This window comes from Mucilaginibacter xinganensis, from assembly GCF_002257585.1.
GTDB classification, from domain to species: domain Bacteria; phylum Bacteroidota; class Bacteroidia; order Sphingobacteriales; family Sphingobacteriaceae; genus Mucilaginibacter; species Mucilaginibacter xinganensis.
This window is the reverse complement of sequence record NZ_CP022743.1, coordinates 5,250,251-5,273,825: the sequence shown is the minus strand read 5'-3', so window position 1 is coordinate 5,273,825 and position 23,575 is coordinate 5,250,251. Positions and strand designations below refer to the sequence as shown.

Sequence of the window (23,575 nt, the reverse complement as noted above, 5' to 3'; positions counted from 1 at the left end):
TTATTTATAAGTCATGAGGCATCACGCAGCGGTGCGCCTATTGTGTTATTACACCTGCTTAAATGGTTGAAAACGAATACTAACCTTGAGTTTGATATATTACTTTTAGGCGATGGCCCGCTTAAAGCTGATTTTGAACTATTGGGTAAAACAATGGTTTTAAGCGATATTACACGGCAGCATACTTACCCGGTAAGGATTAAAAAGAAGCTGTTAAGTATCAACCAGCAGCAATTGGATAAAAGGGCGGTAAGCCAGCTTGCAAAGCAGAAGTATGACCTGGTTTACGGGAATACCATTGCGAGTTTGCCATTGTTATCCCTGTTTAAGAAGAGGCATGCTGTTAAAACGCTTTGCTGCATCCATGAGCTCTCATATGTATTAAATTATTTCTTTTCAAAAGCGTATCTGCACGAAAACCTGGGGCTTACCGACTCCATTATTGCTGTTTCAAAAGCTGTAAAAGAGAACCTGGTAAATGAATTTAATGTTCCCGCAGAAAAAATAAACCTGCATTACGAGTTTATAGCTATTGAAGATGCAGGGGTTAAAAGTAACAATTGCGGCAAAGCGGCTTTGGATATAACAGAGGAGGCTTTTGTGATAGGGATGGGCGGTACGCCAGAATGGCGAAAGGGTACTGACCTGGTAATCCCGCTCGCCTTAAAATTGACAGAACAGTATCCCGAGCTTAAATTTAAGATAATTTGGTTGGGGGCAGGTGATAACCATCCGTTTGTAAAACAACTGCTGTATGATGCCCGTAAATGTGGAATAGAAAACCGTTTGGTATTTTTAGAGAGCACGCCCGAGCCGCTGCCTTTTATTAAATTATTTGATGTTTTTGTTTTACTGTCGCGGGAAGATCCTTTTCCGCTGATCGTACTGGAAGCGGCTTTTTTAAAAAAACCGGTTATAGCGTTTGAAAACAGCGGCGGCATCCCTGAACTGTTAAAGCAGGGGGCAGGATTGGCAGCGCCCTACCTGAATATTTCAAAAATGGCCACCCTTATATACACGTTAAGCCAGGATGCTGAGCTTATTGCAAAAACAGGGAACAAGGCTAATCAACTGGTAGTTGATCATTACAATACAAATGTTGTTGCACCCGGTATTTACGCCGAAATAAATAAACTGATTGAGAGCGTTTAAAACGGTACTTAGTTTATGATCTCCGTTATTATTTGCTCCCGGTCAGCTAATCCGCAATTGTTAGCAAACATTGAAAATACAATAGGTGTGCTGCACGAGGTTATATTGATAGACAATTCGACTAACAAGTATGGCATTTGCGCCGCCTATAATGCAGGCGTTAAAAAAAGCAGGTACCCGGTGCTGTGCTTCATGCACGACGATATACAATACCATACCAATAATTGGGGTAGTGCTGTTTTAGATCATTTTAGTAGCGACGATGTTGGCGGCATAGGTGTTGCCGGAACACCGTATTACAGCTATATGCCTGGTGCATGGTGGGGGAGCGGTGTTTTTTACGAGCATATTTTGCAGTCTTCGCAAACAGATCCGGTTCCTGTTTTAAAGTCAAACATTGACAGGCAGCCTATATGGCAGGTAGTAGCCTTTGACGGGGTATGGTTTTGTGTTAAAAAAAGCCTTTTTGAGCAGGTGGCATTTGATGAAACCACCTTTAAGGGCTTTCATTTTTATGATGTGGACCTTTGCATGCAATTGCATACGCTGGGTGTAAAAATGTACTGTGTAAATGATATTCTTATTCATCATTCATCCATTGGAAGCATGAATAATACCTGGATTGAAAATGCACGTGTTTTTCAAAAAAAATGGGCACAAAAGTTACCTGCATTTTGTGTTAATACCAGCTTTAACAGCTTATGCAGGTTTGAATATAAAATTCTTAATGAATTTATCTGGATCTGTGCCTCAAACAATTGGCCCAACAGGAAAATTTATAGCCTTGCATTAAAATATCTTTTGAGTTTTAAAAAGGGATTTCTGTTTTACAAAACGCCGGGTTATTTTATAAAGTTTACCTTTAAAATGATCTTCAAAAAAGGATCGCCATTTTATTCAATATAGCTAAATAATGAAAGAGAAAGTTAGCATCGATATTATTATCCTGAGTTACGCGAAGGATGAGCATCTCAAAAATCTGACCATCCAAACTATTGATACGTTATTAGCTTCGGAAGACCCTGAAAAGATTCATTTCAATATAGTAGTAGTTGAATCGAATAAATCATTGCAGCCCTACCAGTTTGAAAACGCCATGACAATTTATCCGGCTGAGAAATTTGGCTTTCATAAATATTTAAACATGGGCATAAAACTAACAGGCAACCCTTATGTGTGCCTGTGTAATAATGACCTGATTTTTCACAAGGGCTGGGCCACCGAAATATTAAACGCCATGGATAACGACCCGGTGATGATGAGTGCGGTACCTTATTGTCCTAATTTTCATAAAAAGGAAGGTTTTGCGGAAAATGCGCCGCCATTGGAAGGCTATTTCGGCGTTTTAATAGGCTGGTGCATTTTTGTAAAAAGGGAAATATTTGACACCATCGGGATGCTGGATGAAAAGTTTGTGTTTTGGTATTGCGATTATGATTACTCAAACACCCTTGAAAAATATAAGGTAAAAAACTGCCTGGTGTCCACATCGGTCGTAACCCATTTGGGCAGCGAATCAATCACCAAAGTAGATAGCAAAGAACACCGGAAGTTAACACAGGTCCCAAGGTTTTATTTTAGCTATAAATGGCACCACCATTCTTATATCCGCTACAAAGCAGAAACCTGGTTATTTAAAATAAAAATGGCGCTTAATCTTTAATGATGCAACCCAACACAATGCGCTATAAATGAAGATCTACCTGCTAAATGTTGCCGGTATTTTGCAACCGGAAAGCCAGTCGTTTCAGTACCCTGCCCATAATAAGGACTATGGTATTGAGCAGGATTTTTTGATTTGGATTAAAAAGCAAAATGGGATAGTTACATCTAACCCTGCAGAAGCTGACTGGCATTATCTGCCTGTTTACTGGACCCGCTGGCACATTAACCATAACTTTGCTACCAATGATGAAGGATTGGCCAAATTGCAGGACGAAGTCAGCAAAGCTATAATTGACGATAAAAAGACTTTTACCATTACGCAGTTTGACGGCGGCACTTTGATTGATACAGGCGGGGCGGTTGTGTTTACGGCTGCGCGTACCATTAATCCGGGTATTGATATCCCGATTTTATGCAGCCCGCATCGCAGGCCGCCGATCCCCGTAAAAAAGAAATACCTCGCCACCTTTAACGGGTCGTTTGACACGCATCCTATCCGGATTGAAATGGCGAAACGGTTTGCGGGCCATCCGGAGATAGAGATAGGAGGCAGCCTGCCTACCCGTTTTTATAAAAGATGGCTATGGGCTAAAAATTATAATTTAAGAACTCTTGAATCTTATGTGGCGTTATGCCCGCGGGGAACCAGTTGTAACTCATTCCGTTTTTTTGAGGCGATGCAACTGGGCGTTGCACCCTGCCTGGTTGGCGACAGGGATGTAAGGCCTTTTAAAAACTTCATCCCCTGGGATGAAATAAGCTACTACGCAGCCACCGTGGACGAACTGGAGGAGTTATTAATGAATCTGGATAAAAAAGACGCGCTAAAAAAGGGGCAGAAAGCATACCAGTATTGGAAAAACGAACTATACTACCAGAAGTGGTGCAAATACATTATCAAAGAACTTGAGCAAGGTACCTGAAAAATTAGATTACATTCCGGGGTTAGATGGAATCCGTGCGCTGGCTGCTTTGCTGGTGATTTCCACACATTGGCCAAATAACAGCATCTCGCTCAAATTTGGATGGGTGGGTGTAAATATCTTCTTTGTGTTGTCGGGATTTTTAATAACCAGGATCTTAGTGAATGAGAAACAACGTGCATTTAAACAATACCTGGGTGACTTTTTTTACAAAAGGGCGCTGCGGATATTTCCGGTATATTACCTGTTTATCTTCAGTACCGCTTTAATTGTACTGCTGATCTATTATTTTGTACCGGCACTGTCAAAGGAGGGGAGCCTGCTTGCCGGCGTGAATGCCATCAGGCACGATATGCCCTTTTATCTAACCTATACCTATAACATTAAGCTTAATCTGGCCCCGTTGTTTCATTTTGGCGATTATGCAAATGATTTTTTTGGACATTTATGGTCGTTAGCCGTTGAGGAACAATTTTATCTCATATTTCCTTTTTTGGTTTATTTTTTAAACAGCAGGCAATTGAAGAAATTGGTTATCGCCATTATGATTATTTGTCCGCTGATCAGGCTTTGGGCAGCGGTAATAGGGATCCATTTGGTATCAAACAGGTACTGGCTGGGCGAATTTTTGTACACCAATACTTTTTGCCAGGCTGATGCATTGGCTGCGGGAGCATTACTTGCCTTGCACCCATTTAATATAAATTTTCCGTACCGCACTTTTTTTATCACCGCATTTATATGCCTGGCTACCGGCTTAACCTGCCTGTATTATTTACGGCATGCCGGTTATTTTTTAGTTGACGGGAAAAGCCTGGGGTTTGATTTTCCGGCCTTTTGGCTGATGGAGACCACCCCGCATTTTTTAATAAACATAAGGGCGTTTTATCAATATAGCCTGGTTAATTTATTGGCGTTTGTTTTAATAGCACCTGCCGTAATCAAAAAACCACTTTTTCCTGCTATACTTCAATCTGCACCGATAAGTTACCTCGGGAAAATATCTTATGGCGTGTATCTGTTCCATTATCCTATGAAAGCGCTTTTTGTAATTGGCGGCGGCTTTTTTGGCGGTTGGTTTACATTAACAGCAAATCCAGTAATTCATATCGGCCTCTTTATTCTTTATTTATTTGTGGTAATTATGCTTGCCCACTTCAGCTACCAGTACTTTGAGCGGAAAATAATGTTAAAATATAAACCCGGTAATGCCGTCAATTAGTTTTTTTATACCTGCTTATAATTGCGCGGGTACAATTGCAGAAGCAGTTGAATCTGTTATGCAAACTAACTTTACAGATGATGACGAACTGATCATCACAAACGATTGTTCAACAGATGACACTGTAACGGTATTGAAGGAACTGAAAAATAAATATCCGGATATAGTTTTGCACGGGCACATTAGGAATAAAGGAGGTGCTGCCGCCCGTAATACTGCGGTTGAAAACGCTAAACATGATTTGCTGTTTTGCCTTGATGCCGATAATGTTTTGGCGCCGCTAAGTATTGCACCGCTAAAGAAATACCTGCTGGATAGCAAAGCTGATGCTGCATCGTTTCAGCATCAGCATTATTTTTTGGCGGACAAGTTTACCCCTGAGTACATATGGTCGATACCCGAAGGGGAGGTTAGCGTTAAAAGCTATTTGATGGGTGATAATTCTCCCGGTCAGCACGGTAATTATTTGTTTACCAAACAAAGCTGGGTAAATGCAAAGGGGTATGCAGAAGGCTCCGGCGCGCTTGACACCTGGACGTTTGGATTAAGGCAAATTATAACCGGCGCAAAAATGGTGGTGTTGAAAGATACCTTTTATTATCACCGGCTTGATTATGCTAACTCTTATTGGATGAGTGATGCCGAAGCCAATTTGTGGTCTGTTTCAATAAAGGCTACTTATGCGTTATTCCCGTTTTTTGATATTATAGACGAAGGTTTTATTAATTATATGCTGGGCGAAGGGAAATACGATTGGTTTTACAGGCTAAAGCAGAAACCAATAGTACTCGTGAGTAAAGAAGCTAAAAGAGACTTTTATACAAAATTGCACCTGGAGGTTAAAAATGTAGCTTATCCGGGGGCTTCCTTTTTTAGTAAGGTTACCCATAAATTAAAAAGGTTATTGAAGATTAAGCAATGAAAATTTTCGGGCTATAACGGCAATATGATAGCGGTAAGATTACAGGGGAGATTAGGGAATCAATTGTTTCAGTATGCTTTTATAATGGCGACTTCGCAAAAGTTAAACACTAGCTTTTATATCGACCAGTACATTGAGTTTTCTGCTGTAGATAAATACTTCAGCAGTATAAATGGTAATCCCCAAAGCGGGCTTAAACAGCTTTTTAAGATACAGGGGTTTAAAAATATATTTAGCTTTTATCTCCGCAGGTACTACTATAACTATTTAGTACGCGCAAATAAACTTGCAGTGTGCAATTATGGTTTTAACGGTATTACAACTGAAGCAATACCCGAAGACAACCAATTGTATCTGGGCTTTTTTCAGTCGGAATTGTTTTTTGAGCCGGTAAAGCAAGTGTTAAAAAATAAGTTCAGCTTAAAAAAAAGCTTTACTGATGCATTCAGGCTTAAATATGAAAACCTGTATAAAAACAATACTACTGTAGCGGTTCACATCCGACGTACAGATTATCAAAGCCTGGAAAGTTTAAATTTAGGCGGGAGCGACCTTTCGTTACCGCTTGCATACTATGAAAAAGCACTAGCAAGGTTTGATCAGCAAAATGTTCACTTTGTGTTTGTAAGCGATGATGTAGATTTTGTAAATAGAAATTTTACCGCGATCAATAATAAAACAGTTTCGACTGATACGGAGATAATGGATTTTCAGCATTTGCTTAACGCCGATGCATGTATTATTTCGAACAGCACCTTTAGCTGGTGGGCCGCATGGCTGAATGATAAGCCCGGAAAGGTTATTTACGCCCCGCAGTATTTTTTGGGCTGGCGCATTAAGCAGGAAACCCCCCGCAATATTTACCCCGATAATTGGACGATAATTGATTTTTAGCTGTTGAAAGAAGGTGTATCAGTTATAGTCTGTTGCTACAACAGTTCATTAAGGATTGTTAAAACGCTGGAATATTTAGCTGCCCAAACTATTAAAAATATCGGCTGTGAAATTGTTTTAGTTGACAATGCTTCTGCCGATGATACAGGCACTGTTGCAGCATCAATCTGGGCCGGGCTGCAGCCAAACGGAATAGCATTCACCATCGTATCTGAACCTAAACCGGGGCTTTCAAACGCCAGGCTGAAAGGTATTTTAGCCGCTACTTACGAGTACCTGGTTTTTTGCGATGATGACAACTGGTTAGACGAAAACTATATTCAAAATGTTTACCGGCTATTTAAAGAAGAGCCGGAGGTAGGTATAATAGGTGGCTTTGGCACTGCTGTATTTGAGAATGCACAGCAGAAACCATTTTGGTTTGATACCTTTCATCAAAGTTACGCCGTAGGGTTGGAGCCCGGTGAAACAGCAATGGTTGATACCGTTTATGGTGCCGGTATAGCTATCCGTAAATCGGTTTTAGAAAATGTAACCCAAAAATACCCAATGTTTTTGGATGACCGGAAAGAGAAGGAACTTTCTGCGGGAGGCGATTCGGAGCTTTGTGGCAGGGTGCGGCTTTCGGGGTATAAAATTTTGTACACACCATTGCTTACATTCAGGCATTATATCACCAGCACACGCCTTACTTGGGCATATTTGAAAAAACTCCACATCGGGTTTGCCAAAAGCCATTTAGTACTAAATTTATATAATGAGGCGTTAACCAGTACGAGTCAGCAGTTGCCTTCGCTTTATTGGCTCAAAAAAGCACTGTATTATTGGGGTATTTATTTGAAATACTGGCCCCGCCATTATTTGGCCTATAGAACGACTGAGGGTACTAATGAAGAAATTCACCATATAACCTGGAAAAATATAGGGCTAAACTACTTTGCCTATAATTTCAAGACCAGCCAAATTTATAGCAAGGTGGTAGATTTAAAAAAGAATAGCGACGTTTAATGGCCGACAGATCTGTACTACTATTAGCAACCAATAAAAGCGAATACCTTAAGTTCGCTATTAATTGTGCTGAATCAATTAAACTGCACAACCCCGGCCTGCCAATTTTTATTGCGACCAATATTAAGCCTGATAAGCAGATTGATGGGGTGACCTTTCTTGCGGTAAATGATGACGTTGCAAAGCTATATATTGAAGCTAAGTTATACCTTGATACGTACCTGCAAACCGAGGAAACCTTATTTATAGATTCCGATTGCCTTTGTTATGACAACCTGGAACCTATATTTGAAGCCTGCCAGGGCATGGATGTCACCGTTATTGGCCGCCTTACCCCGCTTGAAAAATACTGGGGAACCGGCGATAAAGGAGCCGATTACGCAAGGAGCGAATTTTCTATTGACAATGCTATCCTTTTTAATGGCGGCTTTTACTACATAAAAAAGACAGCGTTAACCAAACTTATTTTTGACAGGGCAAGGGAAATCTCCGTTAGATATGACGAATATGAGTTTCACCGCATTAAAAATAAATGGAAGAATGAAGAGGATCTGTTGTCAATAGGTATGATCGCAAATAAACAGCTTCCGGTTAAGGATACCGGTGAATTTATGTCGGACCTTTCAACAGATCAAAAACCGAATAAGCTGAATGTTTTAAAAGGGGAAAGGGTTTTGCGCAATCCTGCAAACAAATTTACGCCGGCCAGAAGCGGGTACCCACCATCCTATTCACCCATTCTGGTGCACTTCGGTGGCAGTAATATCAAGTCGTACCCCTATGTTTCGCAGCGTTTACTGCTAAAGTTGTTTTTATCGGGACTGCCTGTTTCATTAGCGAGTTTAATTGTTTTTTTGGCTGTCCATATTCCCTATAAAACCTATCATTGGATAAGAAGATCAATTGGTTTGAGGTAAAATTTAAATGAGCGCATACCAACTATCCTTTATCATCGCTACCCGCAACCGGCTGCCTTTTTTAAAGATTACTTTAGAGAAGCTGATGTGCGCATTGCAGCCTGATGAAGAGATAGTAGTAGTTGACGGCGACAGCACAGATGGCGCAAAGGAATACCTTCAACAGCTTTTTGGTGAGGGGAAGATTCACCAGTTTGTTTCGGAACCGGATCATAACCAGGCACATGGCTGGAATAAAGCCTTGTTACTGGCAAGGGGCACCATCATAAAAAAAGTAATTGATGATGATGTGTATTCGTTTACCGCAATAAGCAAATGCAAGCAATTTATGTTGGCCAACCCGCTTGTTGATATCTGCATTTCCAACGGTTTAACAGCTGATCTGCTCGCCCCGGAAGAGATAGCAACAACCGGTAGGTTAAAATATTTTAAAGAATGGAAAAGCGGTAATGCCAATTGCTTCACCTTCAGCGATGTTTATATGCTGATAAGGAAAAGCGCCTTAAGTTACCTGGGCTTATTTGATACGCAATTTACTATGTTGGATTGGGAGTATTCTTTAAGGTGCTCCTATTTAAAAGCCAATATAGTTTACTATACCGGCTACAACGCGTTATCAGTAAATACCCCCGGAAACGTTACGTCATCGGCAGGCGCGGAAACGTTAAAAAGGGAAGGTATAATCGGCAAAGAAAAGTACGGGTATAAGGGCGATCGTTCTGATATTTCCTTGTTTTCAGAAATGAAAATTGCAATAGGGAAAGCCATTAATTACAAAGCCGGCACCCGTAACACACAAGCAGCAGCGGCGCAACCGTCCGCGGTGGCTGAAATGGAAGAGGTTTACAACAGGTTATATGATGCGATTGAAGCCTATAACCTGGGGACTGAAGCCGCATTTATTTCATAAATGAAAAAAAAAATAAAGATCAAATTTCAAAATGGCATTTTATACCACACAGGGATTTATGATATATTGAATGTTGTTGCGGATAAGTTTGATTTTGTTGAAAGTGAGGATGCCGATTACATATTTTTTGGACCGTATGGTAATGACGTCCCTCCGCCCGGCCCGTATGTAAGGATCGGGTATTTCTGCGAAAATATAACTCCAGACCTGGAGAGCTGCGAATGGGCCTTCGGGATTCCGTCTGAACAGGAAGTAAACAGTGCCAAATACAAACGTATTCAATGGCACAACTTAAACCCGGAAGACCTGGTAAAGAAAGATTGGGATGTGGAGCGGATTCTTGCATCGAAAACCAGGTTCTGTAATTTTTTTTATTCAGCACCGGTGCCTTACCGGGAAGAATTTTTCAGGCAGTTATCTAAATATAAAAAGGTTGATGCCCCGGGCAAAAGCATGAACAATATGCCATCTGTTGATAAGGTGTATAAAGGCGATAAATGGGCAGTTAAGCACCAGTTTTTATCGCAATATAAGTTTACAATAGCTTTTGAAAACTACGTTTATCCAGGCTATCAAACCGAAAAGCTTTACGATGCTATGCTTTGCCGGAGTTTGCCGGTTTACTGTGGCGACCCTAATGTTAGTGAAATATTTAACACACAAAGTTTTTTGTTCGCCAATGATTTTATCAGGACCAATGATACCAGTCTGGTTAAGTTTTTAGAAAATGCATCACAATTGAATTTTACTGATATCAGACCGCTGTATTATAAATCACCCAAACAGAGGCTGCAGCGGAAATTTAAATCAATTGGCAAAAACCTGAAAATGAAACTTCAGTTTAACAAGCTTGATTTTAGCCCATTGATAGATCAGATAATATTGTTGGATAAGGACCCGGATAAATACATGGATTATTTAAAACAACCATGGTTTAACAAGAACACCCCACCGGCTAATGTTTCCTTAAGAGCTAGATGGATAACGATTTTCTCGGGAAAGGATTAATGGATCAGGTGGATAATTCTAAACCTTTGGTTTCTATTATTATTCCCCTGTACAATGCCGAAGCATATATTGCTGATACCATCCAATCAGCGCTTGATCAGTCATGGCCCAACAAGGAGCTTATTATTATCAATGATAGCTCAACAGACAATTCACTGGCTATAGCTGCGCAATATAACGCCGCAAATGTAAAGGTATTAACACAAGAGAATAAAGGGGCAAGTGCAGCCCGTAATTATGGTTTAAGAGAAGCAAAAGGGAAATACATCCAGTTTTTGGATGCCGACGACTTGCTGAGCCCTGATAAGATTGAAGGGCAAATGAACAGCTTAAACGGGTCACTAACCCATGTAGGTTTATGCCGCGTTGTGCACTTTGAAAATGGGGAAGACTATCACAAAATAGCGCTTAAAGATGATGACTGGTTTTGTGAGGATAGCGACAATCCGGTAGATTTTTTGCTGAAACTGCATGCCGGTGACGAGGTGATGCCCGGGTACGGCAGCATGGTTCAGCCCAATTCCTGGATAACACCCAGGGCGCTTATAGACGAAGCCGGAATGTGGAATGAGTTTAGATGCCCCGATGACGACGGCGAATTTTTTTGCCGGGTGTTACTGGCTTCCAAAGGGGTTAGATACAGCGCTGCAGGCACCAATTACTATCGGAAGCATAAACATAATAACACGCTGTCGGGTCAAAAAAGTCTTGCCGCTTTTGAGAGCATGCTGTTATCTGTTGATCTTAAATATGGTTATTTAAAGGCAAAATTAAATGACCCGGTTCTTGAACGGATCTTTGCAAGGCATTATTGGGAAATTGGGGTTGCCGCATTTCCAAAATACCGGCAACTATCCCAAACGGCTATTGCGAAAGCCACCGCTTTTGGATATAACGGCAAAAAGTATAAAGCCGGGCCGCTAACCACGCTGTTAGCTAACTTGTTTGGCTGGCGGCTCGCAAGGACTATAACATATTTAAGGTACAAAATGTAAAAAGTTTACCTTTCAAAAAAGGTTCAAATAAAAAGCAATTATGATAAAAAGAATAATCAGGTATATTATCCGGCGAAACGTTGTGATTCCGGAGTATGAGGAAAAACGAGCGATCATTCTGTCATATAAAAAGAAATATAATCCATCAATATTTGTGGAGACGGGTACTTTTTTAGGTGATACCATAGAATGTTTACGTAAAGATTTTAAATTTTTATATTCTATTGAACTGAGTGAGGAATTGGCATCAAGAGCGCAGGCCCGTTTTTCGGCGTATGAAAATGTTAAAATCATTAACGGCAGCAGCGACGTAGAACTGGAGCATATTTTACGAGAGGTAAAGGAGCCCATGTTGTTTTGGCTGGATGGCCATTACTCAGGAGAGTTTACCTATAATAATGAATATATAAAAACAGCCAAAGGCGACCTAAATACGCCTGTTGTAAGCGAACTGGAGTTAATCTTTAATTCGGAATTACCGCATGTGATTTTAATAGATGACGCCAGGTTTTTTAACGGTACAGATGATTATCCTGCAATAAGGACGTTAAAAAATATGCTGAAAAAAAGTAAAGTAAAGCGGGAACTGTCTGTAAAAAGGGATATCATCAGAATAGTTCCAACATCTGCATGAAAGTAATTAAACTTACTACGCCCTGGCGGCACGACTTTTTAAAGAGTCAGCTTGATCCGGGTATAGTTGACTATAGATTTGAAATTGATAACAATTGCGATGTTTGTGATTACTGGATAGTTTGGGGCGATATTCCGCACGAGTTTGAAAAAATGACTGTTAAATGCCCGCCTTCGAACGTAATTTATATGACAGATGAGGCGCATGAAGGAAAACAGTTTAATCAAAAATTTTTAAACCAGTTCAATTATGTTATAACCTGCCGGGACGATCTGCAACACCGGAACATAATAAACACGCACGAAATTAATCAGTGGCAGCTAAGTAAGTCGTTTGCGGAAGTCAATAATCAAATAAAGATCCCCAAAACTAAAACGCTGTCGGTGGTGTGTTCCGATCTTACCATTTTAAGCGGGCACAAAAAACGCTTCTCTTTTGTTAATAAAATGATAGGGCATTTTAAGGACAGGATTGATGTGTTTGGACGCGGCTTTAACCCCATTGATGATAAGTGGGATGCTTTAGCGCCTTATAAGTACTCACTAGCGATAGAGAATTCAGCGATACCCGGTTATTTTACCGAAAAAATAACGGAATGCTACCTGGCCCATACTATGCCAATTTATTATGGCGCCCCTGACATTACAAATTATTTTGCGCCGGCTTCGCTGGTGCAGATTGATATTGAAGATTACAAGGCGAGTATATTAACTATTGAAAAGCTGTTGGAAGAAGCCCCCTGGGCGGAGCTTGAGGACACGTTGATTGATCAAAAACTGCTATTCCTTAAAAAATACCAGTTGTTCCCGGCACTTTGCAATGTTGTATCAAAATTAGATGATGCGAATAGCATTAATAAGCGCTGCACTGTAAACGGCCATGAAACCTATTATAGCAATTACAGGTTGCGGAAATTATACCAGCAACTGCAACAAAGGCTTAATAAATGAAAGGTGTTTCGGTAATAATTTGTTGTTATAACAGCGCTTTGCGGTTGCCTGAAACATTGTTATATATCGCGCTTCAAAAAGTTCCGGACCATATTCAATGGGAACTAATTGTAGTAAATAATAGTTCGGCCGATAATACTGCACAGTTTGCTGCCGAAGAATGGGTTAAATACAAACTCCCTGGTGTTGGGTTTAAAGTGGTTGACCAGCCTGTTGCCGGGCTGAGCTTTGCCCGCGAAAAAGGCGTGGCGGAGTCAATGTATGATTCTATTATATTTTGTGACGATGATAACTGGCTTTTTGACAGCTACGTAAATAGCGCTTATAACCTTTTGGAAAGCCACCCGAACTGGGGTATTATTGGTGGATGCGGAATTCCTAAGCCTGAAATAGAGCCACCGGAATGGTTCGGCACTTACAGCGGCAACTACGCTACTGGTGCACAAAGCAGCCACAACGGGGTAATTGAAGGGGACAGCCCTTATGTCTACGGCGCTGGCTCAGTAGTAAGAAAATCAGTACTGGAGCAACTTAAAGCAATGGATTTTACACCTATCGCAACGGACAGGCTCAGCGATAAGTTGAGTTCGGGCGGCGATGTAGAGGTGTGTTATGCTATTAAGCTGCTGAACTTTGATATAGCTTACAGCGAGGATTTGAAATTTTACCACTTTATACCCAAAAACAGGCTTACCGATAAGTATCTTCTTAACCTTGTTTACCAGTTTGGGTACTGCAATATCCTGCATCGTCCGTATTCATGGCTATTTAACCCAACGCTTCCATGGTTTAAGAAAACATGGGGCTGGACGTTGGCCATCAGCCTGAATATTTATTTGATCAGCCTGGTTAACACGCTCAAAAAAGGGGACTCGTTAAAAAAGTTTATTGGCAGAGTGAATGTTAACCACGCAAAGGGACGTTTAGCAGCTATTGTTAAATTGAATTCGGACATTGAAAGATATTACCGTACCATTAGTGAAAAATTTAGAAAGGCGATAGCAGCGGGTTGAAAAAAACTGTTTTAACCATAGCAACAGGCAAACCATTGTATATTAACCTGGCTGTTAATTTGGCAAGGTCATTTTACCGGTGGAATACCAATGCGGAGATCACTTTTTGCATAGTAACAGACAGCCCCGAATTATTGCCCGAAGATGTGGCGTTTAGCGCCGAAATTAAAACCATAAGGCCCGGCGAACTTGGCGAGGGCTTTTCAACCAAGTTATTTTTAGATAAAGTTGCACCCCAGGGTCAAACGCTGTTTATTGATAGTGACTGCCTGATCTTCGGGGACCTTTCATCGTTGTTCGATCGGTTTAAGGGAATGCAGGTGGCCGTGGTGGGCAACTATATTTCATCCGGCGAATGGTTTGGCGATATCAACGCGGTATGTAAAAGATTTGATGTGCCGCACTTGCCCAAATTTAACGGCGGACTTTATTACCTCGAAAATGGCGATGCCGCTGCCCGGGTTTATGAGCGCGCGCGCCTGATTGAAAAACAGTATGATGAAATTGGTTTTGTGCGGCTGCGAAACCGGCCGAATGATGAAGTGATCATGGCGTTGGCCATGCAGCTGGAAGGTATGAAGCCACTAATTGACGATGGCAGTATAATGAGCGACCCGCTGGCATGCCCGGGCAAATATCAAATAGATATAATAAAAGGAAATACACTTTTGGTTAACCCCCCGTTACCACACCCTGAACACAGGGCATGGTATCCGTTTGAAAAAGTGCACCCGCTTATAGTGCATTTTTTAGGGGAGTACACCTTGCATTATCCCTACCGGCGCGAAGTTTTCAGGCTTGAAAAAGCAGCCGATGATAAATTGACGCAGCTGGATAATTTAAGAAGTTTAATCAGGATAGAATATCCTGAACGGTTAAAATTGTTTTTTAAGAATACTTTCAGAAGTACCTACCACAGACTTTTTGGAGTAAGGAAAATTAAAAGTTCAGACCGCATAATTACCTGATGGCTGCAATGGATATTTCAATTATTATACCTGCATATAACCGTTTGTGGAGTTTGCCGCAAACAATTGACAGTTGCAGAAATAATAAGTGCCGGGTAGAAATAATTGTTATTGATGATGGCAGCAGTGATGGAACAGCGACTTGGCTGGCCCGCCAAAACGACCTGGTGATATTAAGCCAGCCCAATTCAGGTAAATGTGTTGCAGTAAATAAGGCATTTGAAATAGCCAAAGGAAAGTATATCCGTTTTTTAGATTCGGATGACCTGATAAGCCAGGGGGCTAACGACCAACAATTTGAGCTGGCCGAAGCAGGCTTTGCCGATATAGTAGTAAGCGGCTACCAATTATTTGAGCGGGAGGGGCAAATACTAAAAGTCCAGCCCTGGGCTGATACGGACGATTTTATAGCCCGGCAGTTGGGTGAAGGGGACGGGTCGCACTACTCAGCATTTTTGTTTAAAAAAGATTTTATCACGGATATAACCCACCGGCAGGAATTTGCATTAAGAGATGACAGGTTTTTTATACTGGAGGTAGCTTTAAAGGAACCTAAGGTTGCAGCGCATAAGGGTGCTGCGCTTATACACCGCGTGGCCCATCATGACAGGTTACAAATTAGCAGTGGTGTAAAACAACACCTGCAGAATTCACAGCACCTGGGCCTCTATAAAAATATATTAAACAAGTTACGCACCAGTGGAAAACTTACCCCCCGACGCATCAATGCCGCAATAAATATACTTTGGCCACTGGCCCACTGGATTGCCATTTATGATTTGGGTGAGGCTGCCCGGCTTGTTAACTGGATAAGAGCGCTCAACCCAGAATTTAAAGCACCGGAGCCCGGCTTGTTAGGCAAGTGTTATCAGAAGCTTGGTTTTGTTAATACAGAAAAGCTGTTAAGGCTTCGCCGGAAATTTTTGTTACGTTGAGCAGCAAGGCCCTGAATATTTTTTATGAAGAACCGGACCCCGACCGCTGGATAAAGTTTGACCGGTACCCGAGGCGCTGGATCAGAAGGATGGTGCGCGGTAAACAGCGGCCGGGCGGAGTAATGATGGTAGCTTTGGAGCTAATGAAGGGGCTGGATAAAATAAACGTGCCCTATCGTTTTAATGATTTCGCATATATCAAAAAGCATCCGGAAGAGATTGCCTGTATTATAGGAAAGCCCCAGTTGCTGTTTGAGCGAAAATGGGAAAATCCGGTGATTTTTGGCGCCGGGGTTTATTCGCACCCCATTGAATGCCCTGATCTTTTTGAAAAGTATCCTAATGTGAAGCGGTTTTTAGTGCCGGGCGACTGGATGGCAGAGATGTGCCGCCCATGGTATGGCAGCAAAGCCATAGCCTGGCCGGTTGGCATTGATACAGAAAAATGGACGCCGTATGCGGGGCAGAAAAGCACAGACTTCCTCATATACGATAAGATCCGCTGGCAACGCGATACATTCGGAAAAACGCTGATTGATCCTATATTGAAGATTTTAGACCAGCATAAGCTAAACTATACGTTTGTGCGCTATGGCAGTTATACCCATAGCGAATTGCAGGAAAAAATTGCAGATAGTAAGGCCGTGATATTTTTGTGTGAACATGAAACACAGGGATTGGCCTATCAGCAGATATTGGCTACAGATACGCCCATACTTGCGTGGGACCGGGGCGGTTTTTGGCAGGACCCCTACTACTACCCTGAAAAGGTAAAGTATGCGCCGGTGAGCTCCGTTCCTTACTGGCATGAAAGCTGCGGACTGAAGTTTAAGGAGATCTCCGAATTTGAAAAGCAGCTTGATACGTTTTTAAGTATGCGCGACAAGTTTAAGCCCCGTCAATTCATTTTAAATAACCTGACGCTTGAACGCTCCGCAGAAAGATACCTACAGATTTTTAATGGGGTTGAAAAAGAAATAGCTTGAAGATATTACTGATCATGGATCCGGGTATACCTGTACCGCCACCGCTATACGGCGGGCATGAGCGATTGGTACACATGTTTGCGGAAGAATATAAAAGACAAGGGCACGAGGTAAGTTTATTGGCAGGTCCCGGTTCCCACATCCCGGGTGAGTGTTATGCTTTCGGTGTAAACAACCTGGAGAGATCATCTGCTCAAAAAAGTAAGGAACTGCTGCAAGCCTGGGCTTTTCTTTACAAACGCCGGAACGATTTTGACCTGATCCATAATTTTGGACGGTTGGTTTACCTGTTGCCTGTTTTAAACGCACCCGTAAAAAAAATAATGACCTATGGGCGGCCGGTGAGCACCAAAGGAATAAAAATTGTTACCAGCCTGCCTAACCGTAACCTGATCTTCACGGCCTGCAGTAACTATTGCGTATCCACAGGGAACGTTGCGGGGAGCTGGAAAACGGTTTACAACGCTATTGACTTTTCAAAGTACCGGGTAAATGCCCGGGTTGACCATGATTCGCCTTTAATGTTTTTGGGCCGTTTAGACAAAGTGAAGGGGGCACATACAGCTATAAAAATAGCTAAGCGTACAGCTAATACTTTGTGGATAGCAGGTAATATTCCTGAAACGGCAGATAATTTGGCGTACTATAAACAGCAAATTGAGCCTTTGATTGATGGCAAACAGGTTATTTATCTGGGGGCCTTAAACGATGAGGAAAAAAATCTCTACCTGGGGCAGGCTAAAGCACTATTGTTTCCTATTGAGTGGGATGAACCCTTCGGGATGGTGATGGTTGAAGCAATGGCCTGCGGTACTCCGGTAATTGCGTTTAACCGGGGCTCGGTTCCCGAGGTTGTGAATAATGGCATAACCGGATTTATAGTAGAAGACGAAGCGCAAATGACCAACAAGATTCCGCTTTTGAAGGAAATTGACCGGGAGAAATGCAGAGCGGCAGCAGCGCAAAAATTCAATGTTACTAAAATAGCTGCCAGGTACCTTTCACTGTTTGATTACCATGATTAAAAAGATCATAAATAAAATAAAGTACGAGCTTCAGTTTAGTAACACCAGTTATTACACCCGGGTATCTGAAAAAACAAAAAAGCTAACCTACCGCAGCCTCCTGAAAAGAAAAGTTCGGTCACTGCCGCCTATTGTTTTAAAGCCCGAAAGCGCCAGCCTTACGTTAGCCACGGTTTCCAGTAAAAAAAATTTCTACGAATCGGTAGCCGCTCTTTACAGTTTTTGTTTCTGGAACAAGGATGTTTACCTGCATTACCATGAAGACGGAACGCTTACTGACAAAGAGATCAGTTTCCTGAAAAAAATGTTTCCGGGGATTAAGATATTTTTAAGGGTTGATGAAAATAAAAAGGTTAAAGCATTGCTGGAATCGAAGGGGCTGGAAAATTGCACGCAATTAAGGGAGGTATTTTTTTTATCAATCAAGTTATTTGACATGATCGTAGAAAAAACAACAGCCTATTTATTGCATATTGATTCGGATGTGCTTTTTTTTTCGAGGCCCGATGAAATACTGGAAGTAGTTGAAAAACGTAATTACAACGGCTGTTATAACCGGGATGTAAATAACTCATATACTTTTGATGACGACACGCTGGGCCGGTATCTTACCTCGCCAATGATAGACCTTTTTAACTCCGGATTACTGCTGCATAATTTTGATGAACACTTTTTCCCTTTTATAAATAAAGTAATGGAGGGCAACCTGTATAAAACGGAATCATGGCACCTGGAGCAAACACTACTGGCTATGTTCGCCAGCGAGAAAGGCAACTTTTTAGGTTTGCCAAAACAGTATGACCTGGCCCGTAAGGAGATGTTTTTAGGCAATAAAATAACAAGCGAACATTATGTTTATGGCGGGGGAAGCGCTTTTCATAAAGATTTTATCTATAAATTATATCCCCTGTTTAAAGGCAAGTGACTTTAAAAGACAATCCTGTTAAAAAAAAGATAGTACTGGTTTCGTCAGGGCAACCGGCATTGAACCCGCGGCTGGTAAAGGAAGCCGATACCCTGGCCGAAAACGGGTACGATGTTACTGTGCTTTATGCATACTGGAATGAGTGGGGAACCATTATCGACAAAAATCTTTTACCTTCAAAAAAATGGCAGGCAATACGGGTGGGGGGCGACCCGGTTGGGAAACGACTGGTTTATTTTTTTAGCCGCTTAATTACCTGGATTGCAGCATTACTTACCAGGAAAATGGGAATAAGCTATTTTTCGGAATTCGCCATTTCCAGGAATAGTTATTTTCTTATCCGTGCGGCTAAAAGCTACCAGGCCGATCTGTATATTGGCCATAACCTGGGCGCATTACCTGCAGTAGTGAAGGCAGCAAAAAAATATAATAAGCCGTGCGGGTTTGATGCAGAGGATCTTCACCGGTATGAATCATCAAGTAACGACAAAGATTATAAAGTAGCCCTGAAAGCAGGTATCGAAAACAAATATATCCCGCACGTAAGCTATTTAACTGCCAGCAGCCAGCAAATCACACAAGCTTACGACCGGCTTTTTCCGGGTAAGACACCTGTAACACTGTTAAATGTTTTCCCGGCAGGTGCGATAAGGGAGCCGGTTAAACCAAACACTACCGGGCCTGTGAAGTTGTTTTGGTTTTCGCAGGTTATTGGCAACAGCAGGGGCATTGAGGACGTTGTAAAGGCATTGCACATGTTGGCCGATAAGAATTTTGAATTGCATTTGTTGGGCTATCACTCCGGCCAAACAACAGCTTTTATTGATGAATTGAATAATGGGATTGCGAAGATATTTTATCATGAGCCCGTTATGCCCGGTGCATTGGCTGAATTTGCCGCAGAATTTGATATTGGGCTGGCAATGGAGCCGGGGTTCAGCATAAACAATGACTTTGCTTTAAGCAATAAAATTTTCACCTATATGCAAGCCGGTTTAGCAATTGTAGCAAGTGATACAACTGCGCAAAGTGCGTTGTTGTCAAAATATCCTGCAATTGGAGCTTTATACCGGAAAGGTGATGTAGGCACATTGGCAGCGCTGTTATCCGTGTTTAACAAAGACAGGAGTAAGCTTTTAGCCTGCCGGGAAGCTTCACTGGCCCTGGCGACGAATACATTGAACTGGGAAAATGAAAGCAAAAAGTTTTTAACCCTAATTACCCAAACCCTAGATAAAACTGAACGCTAAAGTTCTGATTATTTCTCCCTATTTCCCGCCGTCAAATGCTGCGGATATGCAGCGCGTTAGGATGAGCCTGCCTTATTTTAAAGAATTCGGGTGGGATGTTGCGGTAGTTACCGTAGATGAAAAATATTCGGATGTGGTGCAGGATGAATTGCTGGTTCAGAGTATCCCGGAGGATATTAAAATTTATAAAGTAAAAGCCTTGAGCAGGTCGGTAACTTCAAGGATAGGATTGGGTAGCCTTGCACTGCGTTCACTTTGGTCGTATCGTAAAAAAGTAAACGAAATTTTGCGGCATGAAAAATATGATCTTATTTATTTTTCGACCACGCAGTTCCCGGTTTGCATTTTAGGAGCATATTGGAAAAGACGCTTTGCGGTACCATATGTGATAGATATGCAGGACCCATGGCATTCTGAATATTACCGGGATAAACCCAAAGAGCAGCGCCCCGCCAAATATTGGTTCTCGTACAGGTTGCACAAATATTTAGAGCCGGTAGCTATGAAGGCGGCAGATGGGTTGATAAGCGTTTCGGCTGCTTATATTAATGATTTAAAGGCAAGGTATCCTGAAATAAAGGGTTTACCGTCGGCCACCATCAACTTCGGCGCTTTTGAGCCCGATTTAAAAATAGCTGCAGATAATAAGGGCGATTTTAAGATGCTGCTGCAAAGCGGATTCACCAACATAGTGTATGTTGGCCGCGGCGGAATGGACATGCAAAAAGCCATTACCCCTTTATTCGAGGCGGTAAAGCAGGGGTTGGCTGAAAACCCGGAAGTATTCAGCAGGCTGCGCCTGTATTTTATAGGCACCAGCTATGCGCCTGCAGGGCAGGGTAAACCTACGATATTGCCTCTTGCTGAAAAATATGGTATTGAAGAATCAGTAGTTGAAATTACTGACCGGATCAGTTATTATCATACCTTATGGACCTTGCAGCAAGCGGATGCCTTATTTGTGCCTGGCTCTGATGATCCGAAATATACAGCGTCAAAAATTTTTCCATACCTGTTAACAGGCAAACCATTGCTGGCTATTTTTAACGAAAATAGTAATGCTGTTGCAGCTATAAAGGAATGCACAAATGACGCCGTTGTTTTGACTTTTAACCAGGACGCGTCGAATTTAAATGAGGTTATCTGCCAAACGCTTAACGAGTGGGGGAACGGTAACCTGAAACACCTGACGCTTACTGATAAATTTAAAAAATATAGCGCCGAAAGTCTTACCGGGCGGCAGGTAGAACTGTTTTCTATAGCCATCAAACATTTTAGAGCAAAATGAAGAAGCTGGCCATTATAACAACCCATCCTATCCAATATTACGCCCCTATATTTAAGTTGTTAAGCCACCGGGGGAAAATAGCGGTCAGGGTGTTTTACACAATGGGCGAAAGTGCTGTTGATAAACAGGACGAAGGATTTAAAAAAGCAATTAAGTGGGATGTTCCGCTGCTGGAAGGCTATGAGTTTGAATGGATGGAAAATGTTGCGGGCAATGCGGGCTCTCATCGTTTTAAAGGAATAGTAACCCCGGGTGCAATTGAGCAGGTGAAAAAGTATAATCCCGATGCCCTATTGGTTTTTGGCTGGGCCTATCAGTCTCATCTAAAAATAATCCGTTTTTTTAACGGTAAAATACCCATATATTTCCGTGGTGATTCCACCTTACTGAATGAGGTGGGTGGCTTGAGGAAAACGCTTAGGTATATATTTTTGAGATGGATATACGGGCATATTGACCACGCCTTTTATGTCGGGAAAAATAACAACGATTATTACCTTAAGTACGGATTAAGAGAAGGAGAGCTAAGTTTTGCGCCACATGCCATTGACAATAGCCGGTTTGAAATTGAAAGGAGCAGGGAAGCAGATGAATTGCGGTTAGCTTTAGGCTTAACTAATAATGATATATTGGTTTTGTATGCCGGCAAATTTGAACCGGTTAAAAACCTTGAATTGTTGGTGCAGGCTTTCAGTGCGTTAAACAAGCCGGATGTTCATTTGCTTTTGGCTGGCAACGGCCCGGATGAGGATAAGTTGAAGGCTATGGTGAAAAGTAGCAATATCCACTTCACCGGGTTTAAAAATCAAACTTATATGCCTGTTTTGTACCAGGCTGCTGATTTGTTTTGCCTGCCTTCGAAAAGTGAAACCTGGGGACTAAGTGTAAACGAAGCAATGGCTTGTGGAAAAGCAGTGCTTGCATCAGACAAAGTAGGTTGTGCTGCTGATTTAATAGCCGGCCGAAAAAACGGGGCCGTTTTTGTGAGCAACAATGCCGGTAGCCTGCTGGATGAATTACAACAATTAACGGCGGACAAGGCCCGATTGACTAAATTAGGCTGGCAATCAAAATTGATTATTAAAGACTGGGATTTTTTACACATTGCGGAAGCAATTGAAAATAAGTTATTGAATGAAGCGCATTGACCGTATTAAACTTGATTTTACCCGAAACTGGAAACTGCCGGGAAAGGAACGACTTTCGAATTTGCTGACGCCATCTGATAAGCTGAAGGCCAGCATAAAGGAAGGGATTGTATGGTTAAGCGACGAGGACATTGCTATTTATACCAGCGCCGATAATTATATTGAGTGGACGATATTTAGTACCGGAACGTATGAAGCGGAAATAAATAAACTGATCAGGATTTCGCTAAAGAGCGGGGGGAATGCGTTGGATATTGGCGGAAACATAGGCTTACAAAGTATCCGCATGTCGCAATGTGCGGGCGCTGCCGGCAAGGTTTATGCATTTGAACCCTTAAATTATTTACAGGAAAAATTCAGACGTAATGTTTTGTTAAACAAGGCAGCAAATGTTACCCTGTTACCGTATGCCTTATCTAACAAAGAGGGGGAAGCTGATTTCACGATAAATAAAACTTCATGGAACCAGGGTACCTTTAGTTTAAACAACGCCGGTTATACGGGAACAGATCAGCAGCGGGTGTTGATAAAAGTTGCTGATGATCTCCCGGAAATCCAGTTACTTAACTCACTAGATTTGGTAAAAATTGATGTGGAAGGATATGAGTACCAGGTTTTATTAGGGCTTGCAAAAACGCTGCAAAAGCATAAGCCGCGGATAATTTTTGAGTACGATGATAATTATTGGCTGAAAAGCGGTCAAAAAATGGCTGATTGCTGGTTATACCTGCAATCTTTTGGTTACATCATGTACCAGATAACGCCGGTAGGATGTGAACTTTTAAAAACGGCAGAAGCTGTTGAGGGTGGTAATGTGTTTTGCATTCCGGCTTAATT

General features: G+C 41.8%; 24 protein-coding genes. All 24 read left to right on the top strand.

Annotated features, from left to right (window positions below; all coding sequences use genetic code 11):
- The first annotated feature begins 42 nt into the window (after nt 1-42).
- Genes MuYL_RS22935 through MuYL_RS22820 form a run of 24 tightly spaced genes read left to right on the top strand, consistent with a single transcriptional unit; the run spans nt 43 to nt 23,573 of the window.
- Nucleotides 43-1,152 carry a glycosyltransferase family 4 protein gene (locus tag MuYL_RS22935; RefSeq protein WP_262493693.1) on the top strand — a complete coding sequence of 370 codons (1,110 nt, stop codon included), beginning with the start codon at nt 43-45 and terminating at the stop codon, nt 1,150-1,152.
- A gap of 15 nt (nt 1,153-1,167) precedes the next feature.
- Nucleotides 1,168-2,058 (top strand): glycosyltransferase, encoded by an 891-nt coding sequence (locus MuYL_RS22930; protein ID WP_094572767.1) that lies wholly within the window; start codon nt 1,168-1,170, stop codon nt 2,056-2,058.
- Nucleotides 2,059-2,065: 7 nt separating this feature from the next.
- A complete protein-coding gene (locus MuYL_RS22925; protein ID WP_094572766.1) occupies nt 2,066-2,815 on the top strand; it encodes a glycosyltransferase family 2 protein in 750 nt (249 codons plus the stop codon).
- A gap of 28 nt (nt 2,816-2,843) precedes the next feature.
- The gene (locus MuYL_RS22920; protein ID WP_094572765.1) at nt 2,844-3,740 is read left to right on the top strand and encodes an exostosin domain-containing protein; all 897 of its coding nucleotides are present in this window, start codon (nt 2,844-2,846) and stop codon (nt 3,738-3,740) included.
- Nucleotides 3,724-4,962, top strand: coding sequence for an acyltransferase family protein (locus MuYL_RS22915; RefSeq protein WP_157741085.1), 1,239 nt, complete (start codon nt 3,724-3,726; stop codon nt 4,960-4,962). Before MuYL_RS22920 ends, MuYL_RS22915 begins: the two co-directional genes overlap by 17 nt.
- Nucleotides 4,949-5,884: a glycosyltransferase family 2 protein gene (locus tag MuYL_RS22910; RefSeq protein ID WP_094572763.1), complete on the top strand. Its 936-nt coding sequence runs from the start codon at nt 4,949-4,951 to the stop codon at nt 5,882-5,884. Before MuYL_RS22915 ends, MuYL_RS22910 begins: the two co-directional genes overlap by 14 nt.
- A 24-nt stretch (nt 5,885-5,908) precedes the next feature.
- Entirely contained in the window at nt 5,909-6,778 is an 870-nt protein-coding gene (locus MuYL_RS22905; protein ID WP_094572762.1) for an alpha-1,2-fucosyltransferase, read from the top strand.
- A 3-nt stretch (nt 6,779-6,781) separates the two neighbouring features.
- Nucleotides 6,782-7,786 carry a glycosyltransferase family 2 protein gene (locus MuYL_RS22900; RefSeq protein WP_157741083.1) on the top strand — a complete coding sequence of 335 codons (1,005 nt, stop codon included), beginning with the start codon at nt 6,782-6,784 and terminating at the stop codon, nt 7,784-7,786.
- Nucleotides 7,786-8,703: a hypothetical protein gene (locus MuYL_RS22895; RefSeq protein WP_094572760.1), complete on the top strand. Its 918-nt coding sequence runs from the start codon at nt 7,786-7,788 to the stop codon at nt 8,701-8,703. Before MuYL_RS22900 ends, MuYL_RS22895 begins: the two co-directional genes overlap by 1 nt.
- 7 nt (nt 8,704-8,710) lie before the next feature.
- Nucleotides 8,711-9,613, top strand: a complete 903-nt coding sequence (locus MuYL_RS22890; RefSeq protein ID WP_094572759.1) for a glycosyltransferase — start codon at nt 8,711-8,713, stop codon at nt 9,611-9,613.
- Nucleotides 9,614-10,621 carry a glycosyltransferase family 10 domain-containing protein gene (locus tag MuYL_RS22885; RefSeq protein WP_094572758.1) on the top strand — a complete coding sequence of 336 codons (1,008 nt, stop codon included), beginning with the start codon at nt 9,614-9,616 and terminating at the stop codon, nt 10,619-10,621. It begins immediately after the preceding gene.
- Entirely contained in the window at nt 10,591-11,616 is a 1,026-nt protein-coding gene (locus MuYL_RS22880; RefSeq protein ID WP_094572757.1) for a glycosyltransferase family 2 protein, read from the top strand. The genes MuYL_RS22885 and MuYL_RS22880 overlap by 31 nt, the downstream gene beginning before the upstream one ends.
- A 40-nt stretch (nt 11,617-11,656) precedes the next feature.
- Complete coding sequence (locus MuYL_RS22875) at nt 11,657-12,250, top strand: hypothetical protein (protein WP_094572756.1); 594 nt, start codon at nt 11,657-11,659, stop codon at nt 12,248-12,250.
- Complete coding sequence (locus MuYL_RS22870) at nt 12,247-13,200, top strand: glycosyltransferase family 10 domain-containing protein (RefSeq protein ID WP_094572755.1); 954 nt, start codon at nt 12,247-12,249, stop codon at nt 13,198-13,200. The genes MuYL_RS22875 and MuYL_RS22870 overlap by 4 nt, the downstream gene beginning before the upstream one ends.
- The gene (locus MuYL_RS22865; RefSeq protein ID WP_094572754.1) at nt 13,197-14,213 is read left to right on the top strand and encodes a glycosyltransferase; all 1,017 of its coding nucleotides are present in this window, start codon (nt 13,197-13,199) and stop codon (nt 14,211-14,213) included. The genes MuYL_RS22870 and MuYL_RS22865 overlap by 4 nt, the downstream gene beginning before the upstream one ends.
- Entirely contained in the window at nt 14,210-15,181 is a 972-nt protein-coding gene (locus MuYL_RS22860; RefSeq protein WP_094572753.1) for a hypothetical protein, read from the top strand. Before MuYL_RS22865 ends, MuYL_RS22860 begins: the two co-directional genes overlap by 4 nt.
- Nucleotides 15,182-15,189: 8 nt before the next feature.
- Nucleotides 15,190-16,116 carry a glycosyltransferase family 2 protein gene (locus tag MuYL_RS22855; protein ID WP_157741081.1) on the top strand — a complete coding sequence of 309 codons (927 nt, stop codon included), beginning with the start codon at nt 15,190-15,192 and terminating at the stop codon, nt 16,114-16,116.
- Nucleotides 16,113-17,102 (top strand): glycosyltransferase, encoded by a 990-nt coding sequence (locus tag MuYL_RS22850; RefSeq protein ID WP_094572751.1) that lies wholly within the window; start codon nt 16,113-16,115, stop codon nt 17,100-17,102. The genes MuYL_RS22855 and MuYL_RS22850 overlap by 4 nt, the downstream gene beginning before the upstream one ends.
- A gap of 14 nt (nt 17,103-17,116) precedes the next feature.
- A complete protein-coding gene (locus MuYL_RS22845; protein WP_157741079.1) occupies nt 17,117-18,127 on the top strand; it encodes a glycosyltransferase in 1,011 nt (336 codons plus the stop codon).
- The gene (locus MuYL_RS22840) at nt 18,120-19,052 is read left to right on the top strand and encodes a hypothetical protein (protein WP_094572749.1); all 933 of its coding nucleotides are present in this window, start codon (nt 18,120-18,122) and stop codon (nt 19,050-19,052) included. Before MuYL_RS22845 ends, MuYL_RS22840 begins: the two co-directional genes overlap by 8 nt.
- The gene (locus tag MuYL_RS22835) at nt 19,049-20,302 is read left to right on the top strand and encodes a glycosyltransferase family protein (protein WP_094572748.1); all 1,254 of its coding nucleotides are present in this window, start codon (nt 19,049-19,051) and stop codon (nt 20,300-20,302) included. The genes MuYL_RS22840 and MuYL_RS22835 overlap by 4 nt, the downstream gene beginning before the upstream one ends.
- 46 nt (nt 20,303-20,348) lie before the next feature.
- Nucleotides 20,349-21,590, top strand: a complete 1,242-nt coding sequence (locus MuYL_RS22830) for a glycosyltransferase (protein ID WP_245845704.1) — start codon at nt 20,349-20,351, stop codon at nt 21,588-21,590.
- On the top strand, nt 21,587-22,738 hold the full coding sequence (locus tag MuYL_RS22825) for a glycosyltransferase family 4 protein (RefSeq protein ID WP_094572747.1): 1,152 nt from the start codon (nt 21,587-21,589) through the stop codon (nt 22,736-22,738). Before MuYL_RS22830 ends, MuYL_RS22825 begins: the two co-directional genes overlap by 4 nt.
- Nucleotides 22,725-23,573: an FkbM family methyltransferase gene (locus tag MuYL_RS22820; protein ID WP_094572746.1), complete on the top strand. Its 849-nt coding sequence runs from the start codon at nt 22,725-22,727 to the stop codon at nt 23,571-23,573. Before MuYL_RS22825 ends, MuYL_RS22820 begins: the two co-directional genes overlap by 14 nt.
- The last annotated feature ends 2 nt before the right edge of the window (nt 23,574-23,575 follow it).